The 25,473-nt window shown below is 59.5% G+C and carries 25 protein-coding genes and 2 tRNA genes; 9 read left to right on the top strand and 18 right to left on the bottom strand.

What is annotated here, in order from left to right:
* Positions 1–128: 128 nt before the first annotated feature.
* Entirely contained in the window at positions 129–1,310 is a 1,182-nt protein-coding gene (locus tag HMPREF2129_RS09015; RefSeq protein ID WP_232218140.1) for a M20/M25/M40 family metallo-hydrolase, read from the top strand.
* Here HMPREF2129_RS09015 and HMPREF2129_RS09010 read toward each other — a convergent pair.
* Positions 1,307–2,992: a hypothetical protein gene (locus tag HMPREF2129_RS09010; RefSeq protein ID WP_034665721.1), complete on the bottom strand. Its 1,686-nt coding sequence runs from the start codon at positions 2,990–2,992 to the stop codon at positions 1,307–1,309. The genes HMPREF2129_RS09015 and HMPREF2129_RS09010 overlap by 4 nt on opposite strands.
* 210 nt (positions 2,993–3,202) lie before the next feature.
* Positions 3,203–3,276 (bottom strand) — tRNA-Ile (locus HMPREF2129_RS09005).
* Positions 3,277–3,479: 203 nt separating this feature from the next.
* Here HMPREF2129_RS09005 and HMPREF2129_RS09000 point away from each other — a divergent pair.
* Together HMPREF2129_RS09000 and HMPREF2129_RS08995 are read left to right on the top strand one after the other, a co-directional pair.
* Positions 3,480–3,552, top strand: a tRNA-Asn gene (locus HMPREF2129_RS09000).
* A gap of 88 nt (positions 3,553–3,640) precedes the next feature.
* Positions 3,641–3,916: a hypothetical protein gene (locus HMPREF2129_RS08995; protein WP_034665720.1), complete on the top strand. Its 276-nt coding sequence runs from the start codon at positions 3,641–3,643 to the stop codon at positions 3,914–3,916.
* Positions 3,917–3,924: 8 nt separating this feature from the next.
* Here the strand turns inward: HMPREF2129_RS08995 and HMPREF2129_RS08990 are convergent, their stop codons facing one another.
* From HMPREF2129_RS08990 to dnaG, 7 genes are all read right to left on the bottom strand, one after another.
* Positions 3,925–4,878 carry a Ppx/GppA phosphatase family protein gene (locus HMPREF2129_RS08990; RefSeq protein WP_034665717.1) on the bottom strand — a complete coding sequence of 318 codons (954 nt, stop codon included), beginning with the start codon at positions 4,876–4,878 and terminating at the stop codon, positions 3,925–3,927.
* Complete coding sequence (locus tag HMPREF2129_RS08985; RefSeq protein WP_034665716.1) at positions 4,878–5,447, bottom strand: DUF501 domain-containing protein; 570 nt, start codon at positions 5,445–5,447, stop codon at positions 4,878–4,880. The genes HMPREF2129_RS08990 and HMPREF2129_RS08985 overlap by 1 nt, the downstream gene beginning before the upstream one ends.
* Before the next feature lie 5 nt (positions 5,448–5,452).
* Entirely contained in the window at positions 5,453–6,028 is a 576-nt protein-coding gene (locus HMPREF2129_RS08980) for an FtsB family cell division protein (protein WP_052093092.1), read from the bottom strand.
* Positions 6,029–6,182: 154 nt separating this feature from the next.
* Entirely contained in the window at positions 6,183–7,457 is a 1,275-nt protein-coding gene (gene eno / locus HMPREF2129_RS08975) for a phosphopyruvate hydratase (protein ID WP_034665713.1), read from the bottom strand.
* A gap of 82 nt (positions 7,458–7,539) precedes the next feature.
* The gene (locus HMPREF2129_RS08970; protein ID WP_034665733.1) at positions 7,540–8,283 is read right to left on the bottom strand and encodes a lytic transglycosylase domain-containing protein; all 744 of its coding nucleotides are present in this window, start codon (positions 8,281–8,283) and stop codon (positions 7,540–7,542) included.
* A 279-nt stretch (positions 8,284–8,562) separates the two neighbouring features.
* Positions 8,563–9,177, bottom strand: coding sequence for a MazG nucleotide pyrophosphohydrolase domain-containing protein (locus HMPREF2129_RS08965; RefSeq protein ID WP_034665710.1), 615 nt, complete (start codon positions 9,175–9,177; stop codon positions 8,563–8,565).
* Between the two features lie 30 nt (positions 9,178–9,207).
* Complete coding sequence (dnaG, locus tag HMPREF2129_RS08960) at positions 9,208–11,109, bottom strand: DNA primase (protein WP_034665707.1); 1,902 nt, start codon at positions 11,107–11,109, stop codon at positions 9,208–9,210.
* Positions 11,110–11,148: 39 nt separating this feature from the next.
* Between dnaG and HMPREF2129_RS08955 the strand changes: the two genes are divergently transcribed.
* The 4 genes from HMPREF2129_RS08955 to HMPREF2129_RS08940 all read left to right on the top strand — a co-directional run bounded on the left by HMPREF2129_RS08955 (position 11,149) and on the right by HMPREF2129_RS08940 (position 14,047).
* Positions 11,149–11,589 (top strand): ribonuclease domain-containing protein, encoded by a 441-nt coding sequence (locus HMPREF2129_RS08955; RefSeq protein ID WP_084576764.1) that lies wholly within the window; start codon positions 11,149–11,151, stop codon positions 11,587–11,589.
* Positions 11,589–11,858: a hypothetical protein gene (locus HMPREF2129_RS08950; protein ID WP_034665704.1), complete on the top strand. Its 270-nt coding sequence runs from the start codon at positions 11,589–11,591 to the stop codon at positions 11,856–11,858. The genes HMPREF2129_RS08955 and HMPREF2129_RS08950 overlap by 1 nt, the downstream gene beginning before the upstream one ends.
* Before the next feature lie 315 nt (positions 11,859–12,173).
* Positions 12,174–13,790, top strand: coding sequence for an FAD-dependent oxidoreductase (locus tag HMPREF2129_RS08945; RefSeq protein ID WP_034665701.1), 1,617 nt, complete (start codon positions 12,174–12,176; stop codon positions 13,788–13,790).
* Positions 13,787–14,047, top strand: a complete 261-nt coding sequence (locus tag HMPREF2129_RS08940; RefSeq protein ID WP_034665699.1) for a metal-sensitive transcriptional regulator — start codon at positions 13,787–13,789, stop codon at positions 14,045–14,047. The genes HMPREF2129_RS08945 and HMPREF2129_RS08940 overlap by 4 nt, the downstream gene beginning before the upstream one ends.
* A 39-nt stretch (positions 14,048–14,086) precedes the next feature.
* On the opposite strand, the gene HMPREF2129_RS08935 is transcribed toward HMPREF2129_RS08940, so the two are convergent.
* Positions 14,087–15,352: a deoxyguanosinetriphosphate triphosphohydrolase gene (locus HMPREF2129_RS08935; protein WP_034665696.1), complete on the bottom strand. Its 1,266-nt coding sequence runs from the start codon at positions 15,350–15,352 to the stop codon at positions 14,087–14,089.
* 114 nt (positions 15,353–15,466) lie between these two features.
* On the opposite strand from HMPREF2129_RS08935, the gene HMPREF2129_RS08930 reads away from it, so the two are divergent.
* Positions 15,467–17,479, top strand: coding sequence for a TPM domain-containing protein (locus tag HMPREF2129_RS08930; protein ID WP_034665693.1), 2,013 nt, complete (start codon positions 15,467–15,469; stop codon positions 17,477–17,479).
* 6 nt (positions 17,480–17,485) lie between these two features.
* Here HMPREF2129_RS08930 and HMPREF2129_RS10690 read toward each other — a convergent pair whose 3' ends face one another.
* Genes HMPREF2129_RS10690 through HMPREF2129_RS08915 form a run of 3 tightly spaced genes read right to left on the bottom strand, consistent with a single transcriptional unit; the run spans position 17,486 to position 19,881 of the window.
* On the bottom strand, positions 17,486–17,962 hold the full coding sequence (locus tag HMPREF2129_RS10690; protein WP_052093091.1) for a hypothetical protein: 477 nt from the start codon (positions 17,960–17,962) through the stop codon (positions 17,486–17,488).
* A 5-nt stretch (positions 17,963–17,967) separates the two neighbouring features.
* A complete protein-coding gene (locus HMPREF2129_RS08920; protein ID WP_034665690.1) occupies positions 17,968–18,483 on the bottom strand; it encodes a hypothetical protein in 516 nt (171 codons plus the stop codon).
* A 15-nt stretch (positions 18,484–18,498) separates the two neighbouring features.
* Complete coding sequence (locus HMPREF2129_RS08915; protein ID WP_034665687.1) at positions 18,499–19,881, bottom strand: glycine--tRNA ligase; 1,383 nt, start codon at positions 19,879–19,881, stop codon at positions 18,499–18,501.
* Positions 19,882–20,114: 233 nt separating this feature from the next.
* Here HMPREF2129_RS08915 and HMPREF2129_RS08910 point away from each other — a divergent pair, with 233 nt between their 5' ends.
* Positions 20,115–20,552 carry a Fur family transcriptional regulator gene (locus tag HMPREF2129_RS08910; protein ID WP_034665684.1) on the top strand — a complete coding sequence of 146 codons (438 nt, stop codon included), beginning with the start codon at positions 20,115–20,117 and terminating at the stop codon, positions 20,550–20,552.
* 46 nt (positions 20,553–20,598) lie between these two features.
* Here the strand turns inward: HMPREF2129_RS08910 and HMPREF2129_RS08905 are convergent, their stop codons facing one another.
* The 5 genes from HMPREF2129_RS08905 to pdxY form a co-directional block, all read right to left on the bottom strand.
* Positions 20,599–21,702: a VIT1/CCC1 transporter family protein gene (locus tag HMPREF2129_RS08905; protein WP_034665682.1), complete on the bottom strand. Its 1,104-nt coding sequence runs from the start codon at positions 21,700–21,702 to the stop codon at positions 20,599–20,601.
* Positions 21,699–22,373 carry an isoprenyl transferase gene (locus tag HMPREF2129_RS08900; RefSeq protein ID WP_232218141.1) on the bottom strand — a complete coding sequence of 225 codons (675 nt, stop codon included), beginning with the start codon at positions 22,371–22,373 and terminating at the stop codon, positions 21,699–21,701. The genes HMPREF2129_RS08905 and HMPREF2129_RS08900 overlap by 4 nt, the downstream gene beginning before the upstream one ends.
* Before the next feature lie 79 nt (positions 22,374–22,452).
* Entirely contained in the window at positions 22,453–23,199 is a 747-nt protein-coding gene (recO, locus tag HMPREF2129_RS08895) for a DNA repair protein RecO (RefSeq protein WP_034665676.1), read from the bottom strand.
* Positions 23,200–23,202: 3 nt separating this feature from the next.
* Positions 23,203–24,240, bottom strand: a complete 1,038-nt coding sequence (gene era, locus HMPREF2129_RS08890) for a GTPase Era (RefSeq protein ID WP_084576762.1) — start codon at positions 24,238–24,240, stop codon at positions 23,203–23,205.
* Positions 24,241–24,307: 67 nt separating this feature from the next.
* The gene (gene pdxY, locus HMPREF2129_RS08885; RefSeq protein WP_034665674.1) at positions 24,308–25,189 is read right to left on the bottom strand and encodes a pyridoxal kinase PdxY; all 882 of its coding nucleotides are present in this window, start codon (positions 25,187–25,189) and stop codon (positions 24,308–24,310) included.
* Positions 25,190–25,473 lie beyond the last annotated feature (284 nt).

The raw sequence follows: 25,473 nt of genomic DNA, 5'->3' as shown, positions 1-25,473 counted from the left end.
ATCTGTGCGCCTAACTTCCCGGTGTTCGTGGCATTCCTCGGCATTTAATAGGAGCTGTGCACGATTCTGGAGAGTAGAGAGAGCAGGAGTGGGATCCAGAAGCTTCCAACGCTGGCACAATCGATTCCATGATGAATCCAGCACAGAATCCACGCCTGCCTTTGTCCGCCGCCGAGGAAGCAATCGATGACATGCTCGCGGATGCCTTCTCGCTAGTGAACATGGAGACGTACAGCTTTGATAAACCGGGGCTAGATGAGGGGCTGGAGGGGTTGCTGGGGGTCGTCGATAAGCGACTTGGTGCCCCCGATGAGCAGGAGCGTTTCAGCGGCGGCGAGTACGGTGACATCGTGGTGCGCACGTATCGTGGCACCTCACCGGGCCGTGTGGTGATTGCGGGACATTATGACACGGTGTGGCCTGCGGGAACGGTGGATGCGTGGAATCCGCCGCCCCATGAGGACACGCGTGAACGACTGTCTGGACCGGGCTTGTTCGACATGAAGATCGGGCTCACGCAGGGCATATGGGCGCTCAAATTGCTTCGTAGCGCCGGCCTCCCCCACCCAGACGTCACCTACATTTTCAACGGCGACGAGGAAATCGGCTCCCCCGCCTCTCAACACATCATCGAGGATGTCTCCCGCGGCGCGGATGCCGCATTCGTCCTGGAAGCAAGCGTGGATGGGAATGTGAAGGTGGCCCGCAAAGGCATCGGCGATATCACCATCACGGCCACTGGGATTGAGGCGCACGCTGGCCTCGAGCCGGAGAAGGGTGCCAGCGCCATCATCGCCTTGATGGAATTCTGTCTCGAAGCCGCGAAGCTCGGCGACCCAAACAAGGGCACGACGGTCAACGTCGGCGTCATCACCGGCGGATCGAGCGCCAATGTTGTCGCGGGTACAGCTTCCGCGAAAATCGACGTCCGCCATTGGATTCCGGAGGAAACAGAGCGTATCGACGCCGCCCTAGCCTCCATCACCCCCTCCGACCCCCGCGTGTCCATCGCCGTGAAGAGCAGCTGGAACCGCCCTCCCATGCAGCACACCGCCGGTACCGAAGCCCTGTTCCAACTCCTCAAAACCCAAGCCACTCTGCTTGACCACGCTGACCTGCAGGGCATCGCCGTCGGTGGCGGTTCCGATGCGAACTTCATCTCCGCCATCGGCGTTCCCGTCGTCTGCGGACTCGGCGCCGGTGGCGCGGGCGCGCACGCCCGCCACGAGTACATCTACCCCGACTCAGTGCCCTTCTTCACAGCACTGCTGGCAAATACCATCGCCTCCATCACGGGACCAGTGGTTTAAAACGGCCACTTGAAGTCGCAGTTCTGCTTCAGCCAGTTACCAAACGCAGTCAAACCGATTAGCCCCAACGCAACCCAGAAGGCAACATACAATCCCCTCATCACTGGATCCGAAGACATCCCGAAGAAGGACGAACCATCACTGGAATTCGACGAGCCATTCTGCGGGTTTGGCGTCGTCGTAGTAGTGGTTTCCGTGGACGCCTCAGTCTCCTTGGTCGGCTCGGTCGTTGATGTTTCCGATTCCTCGGAAGGCTTCGTTTCCTTCGTCGACGTCTCGGACTCCTTGGAAGTCGTCGTGTCAGCAGTCGGTGTCTCGGATTCCTTCGACGGCTCCGGTTCCTTAGTAGGTGTAGAAGACTCCTTGGTCGATTCCGGCTCCTTCGTCGGCTCAGTGCTCGTAGTAGACGGCTTCGGCTCCTCAGTAGGCTTCGCTTCCTTCGTCGACTCGGATTCCTTGGTCGGCTCGGTCGTTGATGTTTCCGATTCCTCGGAAGGCTTCGTCTCCTTCGTGGACGTCTCAGACTCCTTGGAAGTCGTCGTGTCAGCAGTCGGTGTCTCGGATTCCTTCGACGGCTCCGGTTCCTTAGTAGGTGTAGAAGACTCCTTGGTCGATTCCGGCTCCTTCGTCGGCTCAGTGCTCGTAGTAGACGGCTTCGCGGTCGTCGATGTCGGCTCAGTGCTCGTAGTAGACGGTTTCGGCTCCTCAGTAGGCTTCGTTTCCTTCGTCGACGTCTCAGACTCCTTGGTCGGCTCGGACTCGGAGGTGGTCGACTCTGCCGGAGATGGTTCCGGCGACGGCTCTGGGGTCGGTTCCGGCTTTTCGACGATTGTCACTGCGGGGAATGCACCAGCCGGCACCTTCATAGCGCCTTTACCTGTGTAGTACTCGGAAAGGCCGCAGCGAGCCATACCGTTGAATGTCTTCCCAAGAATCATGCCGTTCAGAAGCCCTTGGACAAATGCTTCTGGCGGATTGTTCTTCGCATCAGCATTCCGGATTGTCGCTTGAGCGGTGCTACCAGGAGCGCCGGTGGCTTTGAGCTTCAAAGTCACCTTTGGCAACTTGCCCCTCTTAGTGTCCCCAGCATTGAACTGAGCGCCACCGTAAAACCAGCGAGCCTCATTGCTCCCAAAGAATCCACCGGGCTCCCATTCCGCAGGGTTGTCGCCAACGGGTTTTCCGGTGAAGCCTACAGGCCCAACGGTATGGGACTTGGCGTGTCGATTCTCGCCAACGAAACGGAGACGGTTGCCGTCCTGCAGCACGTTGAACTTCAACGGGGTTGTCTTGTCGTAGTCGAAAGAAATTAGTTCAACGTTGTCAGGCAGGTCGATCCATAGGTTCGCCTGGGAGATGTACTTGGCTTCCACTGTCTGCCCCAGCGCCTTCATCTCGGTTGGAAGCACAACGGTTCCGGGATCGATGACGTACTCAAATTCGTCGCCGACCTCGACGGTCTCGGGGGCAGTCGCCTTCATCGACAATGCAAAGTCATTGCCGAAATCAAGAGACGTTCTCAGCCCGGCAGCGCGACCCTTCGGGTACACGTAGCACGCCAGCGGGAGGTTGACGTCGGTTGTTTTGGGTTCTTCTGCCGTTGCTTGCGGGGCGGTGAGCGCTCCGGCAGCAAGGGCACTGGCTGCTAGGCCCGCAACTGTTTTGCGGAAAATTTTCTTCACTTATTTCTCCAATAGGTCGGTAAGAAGCGCTGCCACGTAATGGTCAGCACATTCTGTGTGTTGCATGGATAAACCATGTGACAAGAATACTCAAAGTGTAAACTATTGGCTCTGACATGGGAGCATTGGATAGCGTTCCGGTTCAAGTAAAAGGTTGATAAGCGCCCATTGAAAAAGCACCCACCGAAAAGTGGGTGCTAAGTAAATCTGTGGGGCCAGCGGGGCTCGAACCCGCGACCAACGGATTATGAGTCCGCGGCTCTAACCGACTGAGCTATAGCCCCTCGCAGCTAAGCAGGAGAACTTCGTAGAAACTCCCCCACTAAGCATCGCGATGATTGAGTATAACCGTGCCGCCCTCATCCCCCAACGAGGGCCCGAATATTGGGCACACGCTGGCGATTTGTCACCTTGTGAAGAAAGACGCTAGAGTATCAGTTCGTTGCACGGCACACGGTTTGATCCAAGGCTGTGAACGAAAATTTAATCCCGCATAGCTCAGTTGGCAGAGCATTCGACTGTTAATCGAAGGGTCACTGGTTCGAGCCCAGTTGCGGGAGCACTTCCACCCAGCGCCTCACCGCGCTGGGTTTTGTCTTTTCTCCCCCGCTACTCACATGATGCTGTCGAACCGGTAGGCTCGTGGCCATGATCCAGTTCGTCGTCGGAGCAGCAGCCGGATATGTTTTTGGTACGAAGGCGGGGCGTAAGCGCTACCACCAGATCGTGAACACCACGCAGAAGGTGGTCAATTCCCCTGTGACACAGCAGGCGCTCCGTTCAACACGGAAGGCGATTGCAAATTCGCTCGACCCGGATCCGCGTATGCGTGAGGTGAAGGATCTGCGCAAGGGCCGTGGCCGTGCTCGCGGCAAATCCGTGGACACGAACGAGCCGCAAATCTACGAGCCGGACGAAGATTAATCCCCCAGTTACACCAGTCCGGCCACGATTCCGTCGAGGATGTCTTTCTCACTGATGATGAAGGACTGAATCCGGCCAGCAGAGAAATCTTCAAAGGCAGCCATGAGCTGCTCAACAATCACGGCGCCAGCACCAATGACATCGGCGCGGCCCGCGTGAATAACGGGGTTCAGTTTGCGCTGCTCTGCTGTTTGGGTCAATAGCGTCGCGGTGGCCTCCCGCATCCGGTCAAAGCTGATTTCGGACATATGAATCGCTTCCGGGTCATACTCATTCAACCCCTGAGCCAGCGCGGACAGTGTGGTGAATGTTCCCGCGCACCCCACAAGGGTGACTGCCTCGCCAAGCGGCACGTGGGAGGCTGCTTGGGTGATTTTTTCGTCGATAAGCAGGCGGGCATTGTGAATCTCTTCGGGCGTGGCTGGGTCGCTGCTCATGATGCGCTCCGTGACGCGGACGCACCCCATCTGAGTGGAGTATGCACCGGAAATTGCACCCGCACTCGTGCCGACGATGAATTCCGTCGAACCACCACCAAGATCAATCACGCAGAAGGGACCGCGAGCGGAGTCAATATCCACCGTGGCACCGGCGAAGGACAGCGCAGCCTCCTCTTCCCCGCTGATCACTTCCGCGACGGCACCCGGCTGGATTCGGCCGAGCAGCTCCTCGGTCATGGAGAAGAACTCGTCGCGGTTGCTGGCGTCACGCGTAGCGGACGTGGCCACCATCCGGACGGCGGTCACGCCTTCGGCAGCCATCCTGTCCACATACCCCGCGAGCGCTTCACGTGTCCGCGCGATGGCATCAGGGTGCAGGTGCCCTGATGCATCTACGCCCTGCCCTAGACGAACAATTGTGTTTTCGCGCGTGATCTCACGCAGCACACCGTCCGGCCCCACTGAACAGATGAGCAAGCGGATCGAGTTCGTACCACAGTCAACGCCGGCGACGACAGGCATTATTTCTCTCCCTGGTAAGCGGCGGCTTGCTCCAAGGCATCCTCGATGCCTAAGTCTTTGAGCGTCGGCCAGCCTGCCGGAATCGCCGTGCCGCGCAAGTTGCCGTGATCTGCTGCCAGCGCCACGGCCTCCGTCCCCAGACGCAGGCGCTCTGGCCCCTCCGCCAGCGCATAGGCAATGAGAACATGCAGGCACTTCACACGGTCCGGCATGCCGCCACCAGAAAATTCTGTACCTAAATCGTGGATGGCATTGCGTTTGTCCAGGTAGTGGCGGTGGGCGGCCTCATAATCCGCCTTCAGCTCCGCATCCGCGTTCAACCGGGCTTCCATCCACTTCATCACCTGAGCCACCTCCAGCCGGGAGGCCTCCGCCGTCAAACGCGGATCAGTGAGGTAGTACAGCGTGGGAAAAGGCGTTCCATCCTCAAGCTTCGGCTCCGTCATCACCACAGCTGGCTGCCCATCGGGCGTGCGGTAAGAAATCTCAATCACACCACGTGGCCTGCGCCCTAATTGCTTCTCGACGACCCCCAGGTCCCTTTCCAAATCACACCCATGCGCATCCATGCCCGCTATTGTTCCACAGGCTCCGAGGCGGACTCCTCAGCTGGTGATTCTTCTGGTGATACCGGCGCTTCCGGCACTTCACGCAGTGAGTCCCACAGGATGGTGGTCCAGGGAGTATCCGGATCAATCTCGTCTATGCGTCCGGTGGTGAGGTGATCCACATCCATGCGGGGATCAATGATGCGCCAGGCTGTTTCTCCGGGTTCCATCATGCCCAGGCGACGCCGCGCCTCCTGTTTGGCGTACTCCGGATCGGTGTAGCGCTCCAGCTGCTCCTGCAGATCAGACTTGTGTTCTTTTTTGTTTTCAATCGATGCTTCTAGCCGCGCAATCTCAGTACGCCCCGAGTAATAATTACGCAGCGGAACCGCAATTGCGATAAGGACAATCAGCACAACAGTAATAAGGACGGCCACACCTAAAATATCGCCCTTCAGCATTTCCACGCGTTTACGCTTCGGCGCTGCGGCGGCCCGTCGGGCGGCGGCATCACGGCTAGCCACAGGGACGGTGGTGGGCACCTTGATGCGTGGCTTGTTACTGCGCGGACGGCGCGTGCCTGGTGTGCGTGATGTGGCCATAGTGACTGAGTAGTCTACCCGCCGTCAGGTACTCTTCCCGGTGCGACGTGCGCATAGATGGGAAGAGTGAAGGATCTGACCCTCCCATTTCCGCGACCTGGCACTTTAGGAGTGCCATGCGGGCGAGGATGTCAGATCCTTCACTCTCAGTGGATTAATTGAACCGCGGGAAAGCAGCGCGTCCTGCGTACACAGCTGCTGGGCCGAGCTCCTCCTCAATGCGGATGAGGCGGTTGTACTTAGCCACACGCTCAGAGCGTGCCGGTGCACCAGTCTTGATCTGGCCGCAGGACAGAGCCACAGCCAAGTCAGCAATGGTGGTGTCCTCAGTCTCACCAGAACGGTGTGACATCATGGTGCGGTAGCCGTTGCGGTGTGCAAGCTCCACAGCATCGAATGTCTCGGTGAGAGTACCAATCTGGTTCACCTTCACCAGAAGAGCGTTTGCTGCGTTCTGCTCAATACCGCGGGCAAGGCGCTCCGGGTTGGTAACAAAGAAGTCATCGCCCACAATCTGCACCTTGTCACCGATCTCAGCGGTGAGCTTAGTGTAGCCCTCCCAATCGTTTTCATCCAGCGGGTCCTCAATGGACACGATCGGGTAGTTCTCCACCAGATCGGCGTAGACCTTGGCCATTTCCTCGGCGCTGTGCTGGCCGCCCTCGAAGTTGTAGGTGCCGTTCTCATAAAACTCGGAGGAAGCGACGTCGAGCGCCAGAGCGACTTCTTCGCCCGGCTTGTAGCCAGCCTTCTCAATAGCCTCAACGATGAGGTCCAGCGCTTCCTTCGTGGAACCAACAGACGGGGCGAAGCCACCCTCATCGCCCAGGCCCGTGGATAGCCCCTTCGACTTAATCACGGACTTCAGCGCATGGTAGACCTCAGCACCCTGACGGAGTGCCTCAGTGAAGGTTTCAGCACCAATCGGGGCGATCATGAATTCTTGCACATCCACGCCGGAGTCAGCATGTGCGCCACCGTTAAGAATGTTCATCATCGGCACCGGAAGGATGTGCGCGTTCGGGCCACCGATGTAGCGGTACAGAGGGAGAGCAGCGGAATCTGCAGCAGCCTTCGCCGCAGCCATGGAAACACCCAAGATGGCGTTGGCGCCCAGATTGCTCTTGTTATCCGTGCCGTCAAGCTCAATCATGGTCAGGTCCAGCACACGCTGATCATCGGCTTCGATGCCAGCGATAGCGTCCGCAATAGTCTCATTGACATTGGTGACAGCCTTCTGTACCCCCTTGCCGCCGTAGCGGTCATCGCCGTCGCGCAGTTCGTGCGCCTCATGCTCGCCTGTAGAGGCACCGGACGGAACCGCAGCAATACCGTGGGAACCATCTTCGAGGAAGACCTCGACCTCAACCGTGGGGTTACCGCGAGAGTCCAGGATCTCACGGGCGAACGTCAGCATGATGTCAGCCACTTGGAATGTCTCCTTTTACATCAGTGGTGGATTGGCCACCTCCAATTGTACGGAGGAATAGGCTGCTACGTAACGCCAATACTTATCTATGTGCCGCTTGCCCCAACGCATAGTTCGCAGCGGCGTCTCGCACGCGAGCGAGGTAGTCATAGGAATGGTTGTACCCCAAGATCGCGGATTGCCAATCTTCCTCGGTACTCAGGTCCCTCCCGCCACTACACAGTAGATTTGCCGCGCCCAGCGCAGCATCGTCAATCTGTTGCGGGTCAGCGTATCCATCGCCGTTGGCGTCACGCCCGAAACGATTCCAGGACTCGGGAATAAACTGCATCGGGCCGACGGCACGATCAAACTCGGTGTCATTGTCATAGTGCCCGTTGTCCGTGTCCAGAATCCGGGCGAACCCTTGGGTGCCATCAAGAGCAGGTCCAATGATTGGCGGGACGACGACGCCGGTGGCGTCGAGCTCAGTACCGTCGAAAAGCTTCCCTGAATATGTGCCATGGCGGGTTTCCACCCACCCGATCCCTGCAAGGGTGTTCCAGTGCAGGTTGCAGCCTGGCCATGCTTCAGCCGCAATGAGTTCGGCGTTGCCATAGGCGCGCACGGCCTGCGGGTTGATGTTAATGGCGTCCGCGATCGGCTCTGCCCACTCCGCGAGCAGATCAGCAGTGCGACCAGGGCCATGAATATTGACGGCCGGCGGTGAAGTCGCTGCCGCCGGCGGCATATCCGTCGGCACTGGCTGACGCCGCGAACCCGGGGCATCAATATCGAGCAAGCTGATCACCCAGAAGGTCAGCGCGATGACCAACACCATCACCATGAGCACAGCAAGCACAGCGCCACAACCGCAGCCGCGTGCAGGGTTGCCTGCGCGCCTTCTGCGGCGTCGCCGTGGCTGAAATCTGGGTGCTGTCACGGTGGCTCACTCTACAGTCCCAGAGCGACATTCTGACCAACCCGCAGCAAAGCGGGACCAAGAGTGTGTCCCCGCCAGAAGATTGAAGCAACAATATTCACGTGCGCCACACCAGTGTCAATACGTGCCCCTGAAGCAACGCACCTGTCTGTCCGAAAGGACCTCTTCACCCCAGGGGATTGCTTATTTAGCAGCTTTCTCTTTGCGCTTGCCTTCTTCCCACAGCCGGTCTTGCTTATCGACGGAAACCGTACCCGTCGAGCCGTCGAAAAGATAAGGCGCGCGATTTTCCATCTTCTTCACGAAGGCCTCCGCCACATCAGCGAACGTGAACGCACCACGCTCCGTTGCAAGCTCCGCATGAAACAAGACTTGAAGGAGAAGATCGGACAGTTCTTTCTTCAACTCCTCATCACTGTCATTACCCCGCACCGCATCAATGAGTTCTTGAGTTTCCTGCTCAAGATACTCAAGCAGACTCGTGTGCGTTTGCGCCTGCTCCCACTCGCCGCGGGCACGGGCCTCATGCATGACGCGCTGAGCCCGGTAGAGCGGATCCATGAGGGACGACGCTTCGATGACCCCCTCCCCCGCCTTAATACGCTGTTGCACCACCGGGACATTAGCATCAGTGGTGACCAAGATGCCCTCCGCGGATTCAGCAACATCAATGTCCCCCAGATTCCGCCGAACCGAAACCGGCACATCATCCGTGTACGAAATTGGGCCTTCAAAGCGATCAACGGCAGCCAGGGGAATCAAGTCAGGCCACCGGGGGTCTAGGACGAGGATGGTCATGGGGTCGATCTTAAAGCTAGCCCGGACTCTTTAGCCCCGGAACGCCCGCTCGTTGAGTTCCCGGCGCGCCTGTTCCAGCGCAACCAGGTCGGAGAACAGCGCGTTGTACGCCATCTCATCATCACTGGGGCGCATGCGCTGCAATTGGGATTTCAGTTGAGCAATCTGGTTGCCCACGCGGACTTCCTGCAGGCGGGATAGAACCGAATCGGCGTACGCTACGGGGTCCTCTGCGCGGATATCTTCCACTGCCAGTTCCGAAACGAAATTGCGGCCAGCTTCGTTGAGCATCTCCTCGGACACCCGCGTAATCCACTGACCACCCGATGATTCAGCGGTCACGTTGGAGGTTCCGCCGGCCTTGCCCATGGCGTCACGCACCGCACGATACGCCGGGTGAGTGAACGCATCAGGGTTAATGCCATCGAAGTAGCTGCCCACGGCACCGGGGTATTGTAATGCCACCTTGAGAGCCTCGCGCTGCGCCCACAGGCGTGGGTCCTCTGGATGAGGCAGTACGAATGCTGCCTGGCCTGGCGCAGGCTGTTGCTGTTGCGGGGCAGCCGGCTCCCACGACGGATGCTTCGGTGCCTTGGGGTTTTTCGCCTCAGCGCGCACTTGTCGGATCACTTCATTTGGGTCCGGCCACCCAACCCAACCGGCGAGCTGGCGGGCGTACTCCGTCTGCAAAGGGGTGTCCCGGATCTGCGCTACTACAGGCACCGTGCGTCGCAACGCCTGCAACCGGCCCTCCGCGGTATCGAGAGAATAGTCCTTCAGCAAGGACTCGATAACGAACTCAAACATGGGAATCCGGCTTGCCACCAGGTCCCGCACCGCGGAATCACCTTTAGACATGCGCAGGTCACACGGGTCCATCCCGTCCGGCGCGACGGCGACAAACGACTGTCCAGTGAACTGCTGGTCGCCTTCAAAGGCACGCATCGCTGCCTTCTGGCCAGCCTCATCACCATCGAAGGTGTAGATCAGCTCGCCCCGGAAGTAATTGTCATCCAGCATGAGGCGTCGAATGATGCTCATGTGGTCCTTACCAAAGGCAGTGCCACAAGCAGCCACGGCGGTTTTAATACCCGCGGCGTGCATGGCCATGACGTCGGTATACCCCTCAACCACCACGCATTGGTGGCCTTGAGCGATGTGCTTCTTAGCCAAATCCAGACCAAACAACACCTTGGACTTGTGGTACAGCATCGTGTCCTGGGTGTTCATGTACTTGCCCATTTGGTCATCGTCGAAAAGCTTGCGAGCCCCAAAACCAATCACGTTGCCAGCAACATCCTTGATCGGCCACAACAAACGACGCCGGAACTTATCAATCGGCCCTCGCCGCCCCATCGTGGACAGTCCCGCTTCCTGCAGTTCCTGCGCATCAAAGCCTTTGCGGAGCAGGTGCTTGGTCAACGTATCCCAACCATCCGGCGCGTAACCGCACTCAAAGTGGTGGATAGTCTCGCGGTCAAAGCCCCGATCAAGCAGGAAGCGGCGCCCCACTTCTGCTTCCGGCTTTTCCAGCTGCTCACGGTAAAACTCATGCGCAGCCTTATTCGCAGCCAACAAACGCGCACGTGTCCCAGGTTTCACATCACGCGCACCAGTGGATCCACCCTGGTAGTTGATGTGGTAGCCGATCTCCTCAGCGACGGCTTCGACCGCTTCAGGGAAGCTGAGCTGCTCCATTTCCATCATGAAGGAAAAGACATCGCCGCCCTTTCCCGTGGAGAAACAGTGGTAGTACCCACGCGCCGGGCGCACATGGAAAGACGGCGTCTTCTCATCCTTGAACGGGCTCAACCCCTTCAAAGAGTCGTGCCCCGCCGGCTTGAGCTGGACATACTCCCCGACAATGTCCGCGATGTTGGCGCGCTCACGGATAGCCTCGATGTCACTATCCGGAATTCTGCCCCTAGCCATGGCGCACATCCTACAGCCCCCGTGTGCTTGAATGAACGTATGTCTACTGACGGCGACAGTCAGAACCATTCGCTGACTCTGCCTTTCATCCTGATCATCGCTCTGATCACGCTTGTATCCACGGTCTATTCCACCGTTCACAATCCCGAGAGCGCAAAACTCGTCAACACCACTGAAAACAGCAGCACGATCAGTGAGTGCACGTCTGTGCCACAAGAAGCAACAGAGCTCATCCGCGACATCCACTCCGGCGGCCCCTTCGACTACCCCTCCAACGACGGCCGCCACTTTGGCAATTACGAGCAGGTCTTACCCCGAGAGAATTCCGATTACTACCGCGAGTACACCGTGACTACACCCGGTGTGAATCACCGCGGTGCACGTCGCATTGTCACCGGCGGTGGCACTGAAACGGATCCGGACGTGTACTACTACACCGATGACCACTACGAATCGTTCTGCGAAATGGATGTCGATTGATGCGTAAACCAGCACATACCGTCGTTCTTGTCCGACCGGTCTATTCCATTGCAGACCTCGGTCTCGGGATCATCGCTGCAGTTTACGACGACGAAGACCTTACCGACGCCCGCCCAGTACCGCGCAACCTCGACGCCCTCGCTGATCTGCTCCGAGAAACCCAGGTGAGCCGTTTGGTGGTAGCAAATTGGCGCGTCTGCGAGGAATTGACCGCCGCATTGCTCCACGTCTTCGACAACGAAGGAATCTTGCTTTCACGGATTAAGTAGCCCCTACCAGGGGCCGTTGTGTGTCTTCCTCTTGCACTAGATACCCCCTAGGGTATATGTTGCACGTATACCCTACTGGGTATACCTGAACCTAAGGAGAGAACTATGTGTCGTCCCGTGCAATGCAAATCTTGCGGAAAAACTACCTGGGCAGGCTGTGGCAGCCACATCGATGAGGTGAAAGCCAGCGTGGCACCGGGCCAGTGGTGCACCTGCCCTCGCGACAACAACGCCCCGAAGAAGCAGAGATTCCTTGGCCGACTGTTTGGCTAGCCCCACCACCCACGCCGTTTCATCACAGGAGATTCTTCGAATATGACTACCCCCACGACCGTGATTATCGGTGGCGTTGCCGGTGGCATGTCCACCGCGACTCGCCTTCGCCGCAATGACGAGAACCGCCAGATCATTGTTCTGGAGGCCTCCGAGTACGTTTCTTTTGCTAACTGTGGCCTGCCGTATTACGCGGGTGGTGTGATTACGAAACGTGACGCGCTGTTGCTCCAGACCCCGGAAGCGCTGAAGCAACGCTTCAATATTGATGTCCGTGTGAAGACTCGGGCAGTGTCTATCGATCGTGTTGCGAAAACAGTGACCACAGATGCCGGGGATTCCATTCACTACGACGAGCTGGTGCTTTCCCCCGGCGCGACCCCGTTTATGCCGCCGATCGAAGGCATCGAACGGGCACTGACGCTGCGCACGGTTGAAGATGTGGATCGCATTGTTGAAGTAATTAAAGGCAAGAAGTCTGCCGTCATCATCGGTGGTGGCTTTATCGGCCTTGAACTGGCAGAAAACCTCCGGCATCGCGGTCTGAACACCACGGTCGTGGAGGCCGGCCCGCAGATCCTGAGTCCGCTTGATCCGGAGATGGCGCAACTTGTCCGCCTGCGTATGGAAGACAACGGCGTGCAGGTGCGCACCAACGCACAGGCACAGGAGATCACAGAGACGGGCATCGTTTTGAGCTCGGGTGAGGAGATCCCCGCCGACGTTGTTGTGGCTGCTGTGGGGGTCCGTCCGGCGAGTGAGTTGGCCAGAAATGCAGGGCTTGAGGTGACGGACAACGGTGGCATCGTGGTGGATAGCCAGCTACGCACCTCTGATCCTCATATCTTCGCGCTGGGTGATGCTGCTACGAAGGCGGACTTCCACACCGGCGAAGCAACGTTAGTTCCGCTCGCGCAAACGGCGAACCGCCACGGACGTATCGTCGCCGATGTGATCACCGGCAGGGAGACCGCTTCGATGCCCGTGTTAGGCACCGCAATCGTGGGTGTCTTTGGTCTGGCGGCTGCATCTACTGGTTGGAACGAACGCCGGGCCCGTGCGGCAGGAAAGCGGGTGCGTGTTATTCATCTGCACCCACTCAATCACGCTGGATACTACCCCGATGCATCACAGCTGCACATGAAGCTCGTGGTAGATGCGGAGACGGATGCGATCCTCGGCGCCCAAATTGTCGGCGAAGATGGTGCAGATAAGCGCGTTGACGTCATTGCTACCGCCATGCGCGCTGGCCTAACGGCAACAGATCTTGCTGATCTAGAACTGGCTTACGCTCCGCAGTTCGGTTCGGCGAAAGACCCGGTGAACTTCGCCGGATTCATCAACGACAACCTGCGCCGCGGAGAGCGCAGCCTCCAGTGGCACGAACTGGACGAACGGATGGCAGCAGGCGCACTGTTGGTTGATGTGCGCTCCCCAAGCGAGTTTGCTGCCGGGGGCATCCCCGGTGCAGTGAACATCCCGCTGGATGAACTACGCGAACGTCACCCAGAAATCGCTGGCTACGACGATGTCATCGTTCACTGCCAGGTTGGTTTGCGTGGACACAATGCGGCTTGCCTGCTCACCAACCTGGGCTACGGCGTGGCTAACCTGGACGGTGGCTATCTCACCTGGAAGCACGGAAAGGCAACCGCATGAAGCTCAATCCCGAAGACATTAAGCCGTCTATCACTCGGCTGAAGCGAGCACGCGGACAGATCGACGCAGTCATACGCATGCTCGAATCCGGCGAGGAATGCGAGGACGCCGTGACGCAACTCGCCGCCGCGTCGAAGGCGCTCGACCGCGCCGGGTACTCCCTCATCGCTACCGGTCTGAAGCAGTGCTACCGCGATGAGGGCCCAGAGGCAGTGGATGCGGAGAAGCTGGAGAAGCTTTTCTTATCCCTCTCCTAGGGCATGTTTCTCTTCTAGGGCATGTCTACGAACATGTCCCTAGAAGTAACCCTCGAAGGAGGCGACCTTCTTGGCGGTGCGCTCAAGGCGTGACTCCGTCATGGAGGCGATCTGGTCGATGATCACGCGCTGGCGCTCGGCAGCATTGTTGGCCTCATTCCACCAGGCGGCGAACATGGTGTCCAGCGTGCCGGGCGCACCGGCGGTGAGGTAGTAGTACACCCGCATGATGCGGTCACGTTGCCGATCTTGGCGTGCGATGTGGGCCGGCATGTCCATGACGTAGAGGACAGCCACGGTTTTGAGGAGGCGCACCTCCGCGTCAGCCTCCGGTGGGATGACAAGGTGGCCGTGCATCCGGCCGATCGGACCGTCATTGGCTGCCAAAGTCGCGGCAATAACCGCACCGACGTAGCGCCCCACCAGCTCAGACGTCATCTTCTTCAAGGTCACGTACCCGGTGAGGGAGAAGTCAAAATCGGCGGCGGCGGAGACGATGGGGAGGGAGCGGAGGCGGGCGGCAGCGTCGATAAGCTCATCGGCGGTGCCACCGAATGCGGCCGCGCCTTTCTCAGCAAGCGCTGCGAGTTCTACCAAGTCCCACAACACCTTCAGGTCAACGCGGCCGGACACAATGCCGTCCTCAACGTCGTGGACACTGTACGCAATATCGTCAGAACAGTCCATGACCTGCGCTTCCATCGGCGGCATGTCATCAGTGTGGCCTTCGCGCAACCAGGCGAGAATCGCAGCATCCTCGTCGTAGGCACCGTATTTGCGGTTCACCGTGCCGTCTGCGTTCGTGCGGGTGCGCGGGTATTTGCAGGCTGCGTCGAGGGCGGCGCGGGTGAGGTTGAGGCCGAAGGAGTGGGCGCGCACAAGCACCTTCGGCTCAAGGCGGGTGAGGATGCGCAGCGTTTGCGCGTTGCCTTCAAAACCGCCACACCCGGCAGCGAGCTCATTGAGCGCGACCTCCCCGTTGTGACCGTACGGCGGATGCCCAATATCGTGGGTGAGCCCAGCCATCTCACACAAGTCGGGGTTGAGCCCCAAGCCAGCGCCGATGCTGCGCGAAATTTGAGCGACCTCCAACGAGTGAGTCAAACGGGTCCGCGGGGTATCCCCATCGCGCGGCCCCACGACCTGGGTCTTATCCGCTAGACGACGCAGCGCCGCCGAATGCAGAACTCGGGCCCGATCGCGCGCGAACGCATCGCGCAACTCATCAACGCCGGCGAGCTGCGACCCCTTCTCCCCCTCAGGCGCGCGGCGGGCGAAATCCGCCGAATCATACTGGTATGTCATAGCGCTACTGAGCCTAGACCGGATTTCGCGCTAAGAGCGCAAACGCATCGTGGCGAGTCTGCGTGCACCGGTTTTCATGTTTCGTCCTAGGCACACGCTGGTAGTCTCATTGCCATGACTTCGCGCTATATCCGTATTGCTCTCGCTACCCCAATTCTTGCCGGCGGGATTGCTTTATCTGCTGCCCCCCTGGCCTTGGCGGTCATGGACTCTATTCAGGCACAAGCGCCCGCCGCGACGGTGCTGTCACCGAGCGATCTGCGCGACAAGGTCCTCGACGAGGCAGGCGTGCTGTCCAGCGACGAGATCACTGCTATCGATAACGCCATCCAAGAACTGCAACGCAACAAGGGGCGCAACGCCTACGTTGTTTACTCCAATAACTTCGGCCCGGAAGGCGCAGAAGGCTGGGCTATGGAAGCGGTAAACGCCAAGGGCCCGAACACCGCCGTTGTTGCTATCTCCCCTGAGCACCGTGATTTCTACGCACACGGTGGTGATGACTGGCCCACCAGTGACATCGACAAGATGTATGACAGCGCGTTCAACCAGCTCACCCAAGGCAATTACGGCCAGGCGGGTGTGGATGCCATCACTGCGGTGAATGGTTCCAGCGATAGCTCCGACATTGGTCTTGTTGCCGGTGGTGTGGGTGCTGCCGCTGCGGCTGGTGGCGGTTTCTGGCTGTACGGGCGCAACAAAAACAAGAAAACCTCCCAGAAGCAGCTCGAAGCAGCCCGCGAAGTCAACCCCGCCGACACTGATTCGCTGGGCCGCCTACCCACCCACACCCTAGAAGAACTTGCACGAGATACCCTGGTGCATACGGATGAATCCATCCGCCTGGGCAAGGAAGAACTCGCCGTGGCTTCCTCAGAGTTCGGTGCGGAGCGCGTGCGCCCCTTCACCTCCGCAATGAACCAGGCAACCTCTGCTCTGCAGCGCGCATTCGGTATCCACCAGCGTCTCTACGACGCGATCCCGGAAACCGAGCCTGAGAAGCGCGCCATGCTCATTGACATCATCTCTTCCTGCGGCACGGCGGACCAGGCTTTGAAGGATCGCTCTGAAGAGTTCCAGCAGATGCGTGGCGTGTTGATGAAGGCGAGCGACGAAATCAACACGGTTTTCCAGCGCACCGTGGACCTGCGCGCACGCATCGAGCCCGCCCGCGCCACCCTGCAGAGCTTGCAGGAGCGTTACGCGGACACGCTGCTGGAATCTATTTCCCACAACGTGGATGTGGCGGTTGGTTCCATCGTTGAGGCGGAAAAGCAACTTGAGCAGGCGCGTGGCCTCGCCGCCCAGCCTGCTGGTCAGCAGGGCGCGCTTATCGACGTCCTTCGGGCCGCCCAACACGCCGTCGAAGTCGCCGATACAAACCTGAGCTCCATCGAGCACGCGGACACCAACATCACTACCGCCCGCACGAACCTGCCGGCACTTATCCAGGAGATCCGCGATGAACTTCGTGAGATCGAACAGTTGAAGCAGCACACGCAGCAGGGCGCCCGCATTGATATTGCCGCCCTCGATGCTATTTCCGCCCGCGCAAACAAGGAACTCAACGCGATGGGCACCCGCCCCGAGAATGATCCGTTGGCGCTGTACACCGAACTAACTGAGCTCGACGCGGACATTGATGAACAGATCGAGCGCGCCCGCGGCGCCGCCTCCAACCAACAGCGCCAACTGCAGCTCCTTGACCAGCAACTGCAGGCCACCGCCGCGCAGATTCAAAGTTCCCAGGACCTCATCCAGTCCCGCGGCCGCATCATTGGCTCCCATGCCCGCACCCTCCTCGCGGAAGCACAGCGCCAGGACGCGGAAGCACGCAACCGCCGCATTTCCGACACGAAGGGCGCCATCGAGTTCGCCCGTACCGCCTCGGACACCGCCCGCCGTGCCCGTCGCGCTGCGGAGGATGACGTGGACCAGTACAACCGCCAGCGCAACGCGCAGACCTTCGAATCCATGGCCAATGCAGTCCTGTGGGGATCCATCCTCAGCGGTGGCTTCGGTGGAGGTGGCGGAAGCAGCAGCGGAGGTGGCTTTGGCGGCGGAGGCGGTTTTGGGGGCGGCTTCGGTGGCGGAAGCGGCGGCTACGGCCGTGGTGGCAGTTTCTAGAACCGGCTAGCGCAGCGTTTGTCGCGCAGGCGTATCAATGAGCGTGAGCGCCCACGACATGAACGCGATGTCCGCCAACGGCGCGGCAAATGCTGCTGCCGTTGGCGTGACCGCAAGGTTATGCAGACCCCGCGGGGACGTTTCAGCGATGATGGCGCCCGTAGCCAGATCCGTGACCGTGCGCTTCTTTGTCATGTACCCGGCACGTTCCAGCCGGTAAGTACGTGAACCACAGCGGGCGGTGAGAACGCGCACGCCAAAACCGTGGGTGCGAACAGTCCAGGTCTCCCCCGCTGTGGTGGTGCCAGAAACCTCCCAGCGCATGGCTCCAGCGGTATGGGCGACGGTGATCGGTGTAGCGCCCGTGGTAGTGCCGGTGAGATCCAAAGCGTTGTCTGGGGCTGAGTAGGTGGCTAAGGGGGCACCGGAGACGTCGATAAGCTCATCCCCGCGCCATGTTGCTGGGCTGGTTAGCGCGACCATGAGGTTTAGGGGCCGATCATCCAGACGAGGATGATGAAGACGCTCAAGAACACCAAGAAACCTATCAGCGCGGTGCTGTTGAGCATTTTGCGAGCTTCCAGCATCAAGCGGGACACCCACGCCAAAGCCACGATGTGGGTGTATGGCAGTGTTGTTTCACCCTCGAACTCGAGGATCGCTTTGCGCACACCATTGTGGTCGCTGGTGAACTGGGCAACTTTCTGCCCGGCGGCATCGTCGATGATGAAGTTCTTCGATGTTTCGCCCACGATCACGTACTGCGCACCATCCACCTGCACGGTGATCTGTTTGTCCCGCTTCAGGGAACCATCGGCGCGCACAATCTCACGGCCGGAGCCGTCCTTGGCCACCGCACCGGATTCGGGAGTGGTGATGAGATCCCACGTATCCCCCTCCACCTGCGCTGTCTCGTGGGTAAAGGTGGCGAGCACCTCCGGTCCCGCCTCCGCAAGCAGCTTCGGCTCATCCCGGTTGGTGCGATCCCAGCTCACATAGTGCATCGTGTGAAACCTCTCTTAGCAGCCGATGAGGCGAGCGGCCAGGTAGGACTCCAGCTCGGCGAGCGGCACGCGCTCCTGCTCCATCGTGTCGCGCTCGCGCACGGTGACGGCGCCATCCTCAAGCGAATCGAAGTCGTAGGTCACGCAGAACGGAGTACCAATCTCGTCCTGGCGGCGGTAGCGGCGACCGATCGCACCAGAGGTGTCATAGTCGATGTTCCAGTGCTGGCGCAGGGTTTGTGCCAGCTCCTGCGCGGGGCCAGCGAGCTCTGGCTTCTTAGACAGTGGCAGAACAGCCACCTTCACCGGCGCCAGGCGGCGGTCCAGCTTGAGCACAACGCGGGTGTCCACGCCGCCCTTGGCGTTCGGTGCCTCATCCTCGTGGTACGCGTCAATGAGGAAGGCCATCATCGCGCGGCCCAGACCAGCAGCTGGCTCGATGCAGTACGGGATCCAACGCTCGCCGGTCTCCTGATCGAAGAAGCTCAGGTCCTCGCCCGATTTCTCGGAGTGCGTCTTCAGATCATAGTCGGTGCGGTTAGCCACGCCTTCAAGCTCGCCCCACTTGGAGCCCTGGAAGTGGAATGCGTACTCCAGGTCCACGGTGCGCTTGGAGTAGTGGGACAGCTTTTCCTGCGGGTGCTCGTAGAGGCGTAGGTTATCCGGGTTAATACCCAGGTCGAGGTACCACTGGTGGCGGGCGTCGATCCAGTACTGGTGCCACTGCTCATCCTCACCAGGCTTGACAAAGAATTCCATCTCCATTTGCTCAAACTCACGGGTGCGGAAGATGAAGTTGCCCGGCGTGATCTCGTTGCGGAAGGACTTGCCCACGTTGGCAATGCCGAACGGTGGCTTCATGCGCGCCGAGGTCATCACATTCTTGAAGTTAACAAAGATGCCCTGCGCCGTCTCCGGGCGCATGTAGTGCAGGCCTTCCTTGTCATCGACGGGGCCCAGGTACGTCTTCATCAGCCCGGAGAATGCGCGTGGCTCGGTCCAGTTGCCCGGCTGGCCGGTCTCCGGGTCGTTGATGTCTGCCAGGCCGTTTGCCGGCGGGTGACCGTGCTTCTCCTCGTAGGCTTCCAGCAGGTGATCTGCGCGGTAACGCTTGTGGGTGTACAGGGATTCCACCAGCGGGTCGGTGAACACTTCAACGTGACCAGAAGCAACCCACACCTGCGGTGGGAGGATGATGGAGGTATCCACACCCACGACGTCGGCACGCGATTGCACCATGGCCTTCCACCACTGGCGCTTGATGTTTTCCTTCAGTTCCACGCCGAGCGGGCCATAGTCCCACGCGGAGCGCGTACCGCCGTAAATTTCTCCGGCCGGGTACACGAGTCCACGGCGTTTGCAGAGGTTAACGACGGTATCAATAGCACTCGTAGCCATGGGCAGTTCAACTCTCCTCGTAGATTTCAGTTTCATTCGCGGGTTTTGCGCAAATTAACGCCCCCAAGTCTAGCCTGTGGCGTTTCTTCGCCAACCTCCACCAACGTATACACGCACATGTCGTGGAGAGGCCTTTTCAAGTTCGCAGGTGGCTAGACTAAACTCACCGTCACATTCGCTTAGGAGCTTATCGACGTCTCCTCTGCCCCAACAGAACCCAGTAGGTCGATTGCATGTCCCGGAACGCCCACTCCCACAGGCAGGCACCTGCCCCGAAGATTGGTGCGCGTAATACTCGGCAACGCGCCGCTGTCGTTGAGGTCCTGCAGGAGATTGATCGTTTTGCCTCTGCCCAGTCTATCCACCAGGAGCTGACACAGCGCGGCCAGAAAGTGGGTCTAACCACTGTGTACCGCACGCTGCAAAGTTTGACGGAGATCGGCGCGGTGGATGCACTGAATTCCGAGACTGGCGAAACACTGTACCGCCACTGCTTGAGTGACCTGCACCACCATCACCTCGTCTGCACATCCTGCGGCCGTAGTGAGGAGATTGAAGGCGGCCCAGTAGAGCAATGGGCCAAAGAGATGGCAGCCAGCCATGGCTACACTTTGTCCGGCCACGACGCAGAGATCTTTGGCACCTGCGCGACGTGTCAAACAAACTCCTAGGAGGTCTAGGAGGCCTTTCAGACCTCCTAGTGGGTCCTTGGACTCACTAGCCGATGATCGTGCCAAAGAGCACGCCGAGCACATACGTGACTAGCGCGGCTCCAAGCCCGATGCCCAGCTGACGGAAAGCGCGGAATGCTGGCTTCTTGCCAGACAGCAGGCCGGTTATACCCCCGGTGATCAGCAGCGCGAAAGACACCAGCACCAGCGCGGCGATAGCTCCCGGGCGTGGGTCCAGCCCAAAGATGAACGGGATGATGGGAATGAATGCGCCGGCAGCAAAGCACACGAAAGACGCGCTTGCTGCGGCCCATGCACCGGAACCATCATCACCAGCGGCGTCTTCATCACTGACGTCCAGCCCATCGTAGTGGTGGTGGTGCTGGTGGCCCGTCATCATCGCCCAGAACACGTTATTCGCGTGCGCCTCGGCTTCCTCAGCGCTCATACCACGCGCGCGGTACACCAGGGCCAGCTCGTTTTCTTTCACATCAAGCTTGGGCAGGAGGTCGCGGGCTTCGGGATCGGGCGTGGAAGCGTCGAGAAGCTCGGCTTGGCTTTTCACCGAGATGTACTCTCCTGCTGCCATGGACAACGCGCCGGCGAGCAACCCAGAGATACCCGTGAGCAGGATGTAATTGGAGGACACACCGGAACCCATCACACCAAGAACCAACGCGACGTTGGACACCAGACCGTCGTTCGCCCCGAAGACTGCGGCGCGGAAAGAACCGGAGAGTTTCTCTCGTCCCTGCGTTGCCAGCGCGCGAACGACTTCCGCGTGCATAGCCTCATCAGCGGTGATCTCATCCGAAGCATCATCGTCCTTCACATAGGGCGACCGCTGCTCCGCGGTTTGCATGAGTGCCAGAGCAAACACCGGCGAAAAGTTCCGCGCCATGAAGGACATGAACCGAGTGTGCAGGTCGGGTTTCAACGGCATGCCAACTTCGGGGCCAAGTTTGTCATGCCAATACTTCTCATGGCGGGATTCAGCCTCCGCGATCTTCTCTAAAATCTCGCGCTCATCACCCTCACGCTTTTTAGCCAGCATGCGGTAGGTGGCTGCTTCGGCGCGTTCATTGGCAAGGTACTGGCGCCATCTGCGGATCTGCTCCCGTGACGGGGTCTGTCGCTCCGCGTCCGTCATTTTGTGCCTCCGAATCTGCGGTCCCTCTGCGCATACTCATACACCGCCCTGTAAAGGTCTTCCGCTGTGAAATCGGGGAAGAGTATATCCCTGTACACCATCTCTGCATAGGCTGACTGCCAGAGCAAGAAGTTGGACGTCCGCTGCTCCCCCGAAGGACGCAGGAACAAATCCACATCCGGCATGTCGGGACGGTACAACCACTTACTCAGGCTTTCTTCTGTCAACTCTCCTGGTTTCAGCTCACCTTTGGATGCCGCCTCCGCGATCGCGCGGGCGGCATCCACCAATTCCGCACGGCCACCATAGTTAATGCACATAGCCAAGGTGAGTCCCGTGTTGTTCTTTGTCATCTCCTCGGCGATCTCAAGTTCTTTGATTACCGAACGCCACAGACGTGGGCGGCGTCCCACCCACACGATGCGCACGTTCTTGGCATGCAGCTGGTCGCGCTCCTCACGCATCACTTCGCGGGAAAAGCCCATGAGGAAACGCACCTCCTCTGGGCTGCGCCGCCAATTCTCCGTGGAAAAGGTGTAGGCGGAAAGCCACTCCACCCCACCAAGCTCAATGCACGCATCCACCATGTCCATGAGCACTGACTTGCCCACACGGTGGCCTTCAGTCCGCGGCATGCCACGTTCCTGAGCCCAGCGACCATTGCCATCCATCACTAACGCGATGTGGCGTGGGATGAGCTCTTTGGGGATATCCTGCGGGGTAGTAGTCACCGCTTCATTATGCCTGCTGCTACGCCTGCTCCATGATTTTGAGGGAGCTCACCGCAGACTCAAGGTGATATTGCAGGTGCTGCGTGGCCAAACGGTGCACCTGCACTGCGGTTGTTTCCGTCAAGCGTTCCTGCGCAGCGGCATAGTGCCCACCGCTTAGAAGCCACATGATGTGCAACGTAGATTCTTCCACTTCCCGCGAACCCGATGGGCGGCAGTGCAGGCATGCTGCACCGCCAATCTGCGGGTGGAAAGCATGATGCGGGCCTGGCCGGCCACATTGGGCACAGTTAAAAAGGCTCAAACCCCAACCCGCATGAGCAGTGGCCTGCAAGATGAAAGCATCCAACACCAAGGTGGGATTCGTGGTGTCTTGGAGGAGGCGGAGGGAGTGGGAGATATCGTCGAAAAGCGTGCCATCTGATTCCGCATAGCTCAGCCTTTCCGCGGACTCCAAGATCGCGCACCCGGCAGTATAGCGATCAAAGTCATCGATGAGCCCGCGACCGTAATACGCGACGGTATCTGCCTGCGTGATCGTGGCAAGCCCTCGGCCCTGATTACGGGCGGGGTAGAGCTGCACGTCGAGTTCCACGAACATCTGCACCCGCGAACCAAAGCGACTTTTCGCCTTGCGCACGCCCTTGGCCACGGAACGCACCAACCCGTGATTGCGGGTGAGCAGCACGACCACACGATCAGCCTCACCAAAGTCGTACGTGCGCACGACAAAGGCGCGATCGCGGAAACTGGGCCGAGTTGCCATGCCTTAAAAACCCAACCTGCCCAAATGCTTGGGATCAGACTGCCAATTCTTCAACACCTTGATGCGCAGGTCAAGGTAGACATTGCGGCCGAGCAGCTCGATGATCTGCTTCCGCGCGCGCTGAACAATCCCGTTGAGGCGGCGCCCATCGCGGCCTTCAATGATGGTTTTCTGGCCCGGACGCTCAAGATAGATCACGGCGTAGATCTTGGCCCGATCACCTTCGTTGATGATCTCATCCACCTGCACAGCAACGGAGTGCGGCAACTCATCGCGCAGGCCCTTGAGCGCTTCCTCGCGGATGAGCTCGCTGATACGCGTTTCTGTGTCCTCGTCCGTGACGTGATCCTCCGGGTAGAAGCGCGGCCCCTCCGGCAGGTGCTTCGCCAGAACCTCCACGAGCACGTCCAGCTGCACGCCCTCCGTGGCAGAGACTGGCACGACGTCAACGTCTTCGCGGCCGGTGGCCTCCATCAGCAGCTCATGCAGGCGCATCAACTGCTCACCCACCTGGTCTTTGCTGGTCCGGTCCAGCTTCGTCACAATACCCACGATCGGCGCATTCGGCTTGGTTTTGCGCACCGCATCCAAAATCCAACGGTCGCCCGGACCGATCTTCTCATTCGCGGGCACGGTCAAGCCGATCATGTCCACATCAGCGAAGGTGTCCTTAACCACCTCGTTGAGACGCTCACCCAGCAGCGTGCGCGGGCGATGCAGACCAGGCGTATCGACGAGCACAATCTGCGCATCCTCCCTATTCACAATCCCGCGGATCGGGTGGCGCGTCGTCTCCGGCTGGTCCGCCATAATGGCGATCTTCTCCCCCACCAGCGCATTCGTCAGCGTGGACTTACCCGTATTCGGGCGGCCCACAAAACTGACAAAGCCGGAACGAAAACCTTCCGGAACCTCGCCGAAGCCAGACCCTGTTGCCGGCGGTCCTGCGAAGGCGTCTTCAGGCACGCCCTCCGGAGAATCAGGGAAATCCGGGAAGTCGGGAAAATCTGGGAAGTCTGGCACACCAGAGGTATTGCTCATGGTGTCCCATGCTACGGCCCCATGCGCCTGATATTGGTGTCGGGCGCGTCTGGCGTGGGGGCGCGGTTTAGATTTCGGTGACCTCAAACTGCATCCGCGGATGGGCGTAAGCCTCCTGGGATTCCACCAGGAGCAGCTCCGGTGCGTCGGCGTTGTGGGTGTTCTCAATGAGATTAAAGACACTTGATGCTGTCTTGGCCAGAGCATTCTTGGCGGCGGTTGCAGCCTCGGCCCCACCGATAGCCTCAATATAGTGGCCAGTAAACAGCGCACATGTCACGTCACCGGAACCGTTGCGCTTGAACGCCAAGCGTGGTGTTTGCACCAACCAGCGCCCATGGGAATCCACCACGAGCATTTCCACCGTGTCTTCCGGCTGGTCCGGACGGGTGACGGAGGTGACCAACACCGTGTCTGGGCCCATCGCGCGTGCGGCTTCCACGGCCTCTAGCGTGGAAGCCAGATCCGTTGCTTCCTTGCCGGTGAGATAACCCAGCTCAAACTGGTTGGGGGTGATGATGTCCGCGACAGGCACCACCTTGTCCCGCAACAACGGCGGAATATTATCTGACACGAAGCAGCCGGACTTGGCGTTGCCCATCACCGGATCGCAGGCATACACCGCATTCGGGTTGAGCTCTTTAACGCGGGCGACGGTGTCCACGATGACATCCGCAATATCGTCCCCGCCCTGGTATCCGGACAACACCGCGTCTACTCGGGCCAACGCTCCACGGTCCTCAATCCCCTGAATGATCTTGCGCACCTGTTCCGCCGGAATCAATGGCCCCTCCCACGCACCGTAACCGGTGTGGTTGGAAAAGTTCACGGTGTACACCGGCCAGACTTCATGGCCGATGCGCTGGAGCGGGAACACGGCAGCAGAATTGCCCACGTGACCGTACGCCACCGCGGACTGGATAGAGAGGATGTTTTTCATGCGCACCATTGTGCCCCTCACACCAGCTGCCGTGTGAAGTCACCCCCAGTTACGCGGGGAAACCGAAAGAAAATGTGTCTGAATGCCGTGATGCGGGGGAGCTGGTCTGTCCCATCGTGCTGAATTGCCCGGTGAGGGGGTTGTTGTTGCCGGGGCCTTGTGCATTGACGATCCGGGTTGGATTATCTGGTTTGACGACGCGGTTTGACTATCGCCCTGAACCACGATCAGCGACCTGGGGTTTCGCCCCGCGGCGATCGCCATTGTCAAACCGAACCACACAGCCTGTTTTA

It is taken from the genome of Corynebacterium tuscaniense DNF00037 (assembly GCF_000759055.1).
In the GTDB taxonomy this organism is placed as follows: Bacteria; Actinomycetota; Actinomycetes; order Mycobacteriales; family Mycobacteriaceae; genus Corynebacterium; species Corynebacterium tuscaniense.
The sequence above is the reverse complement of the archived record's forward strand: the minus strand, read 5'-3'. Positions and strand labels throughout refer to the sequence as shown.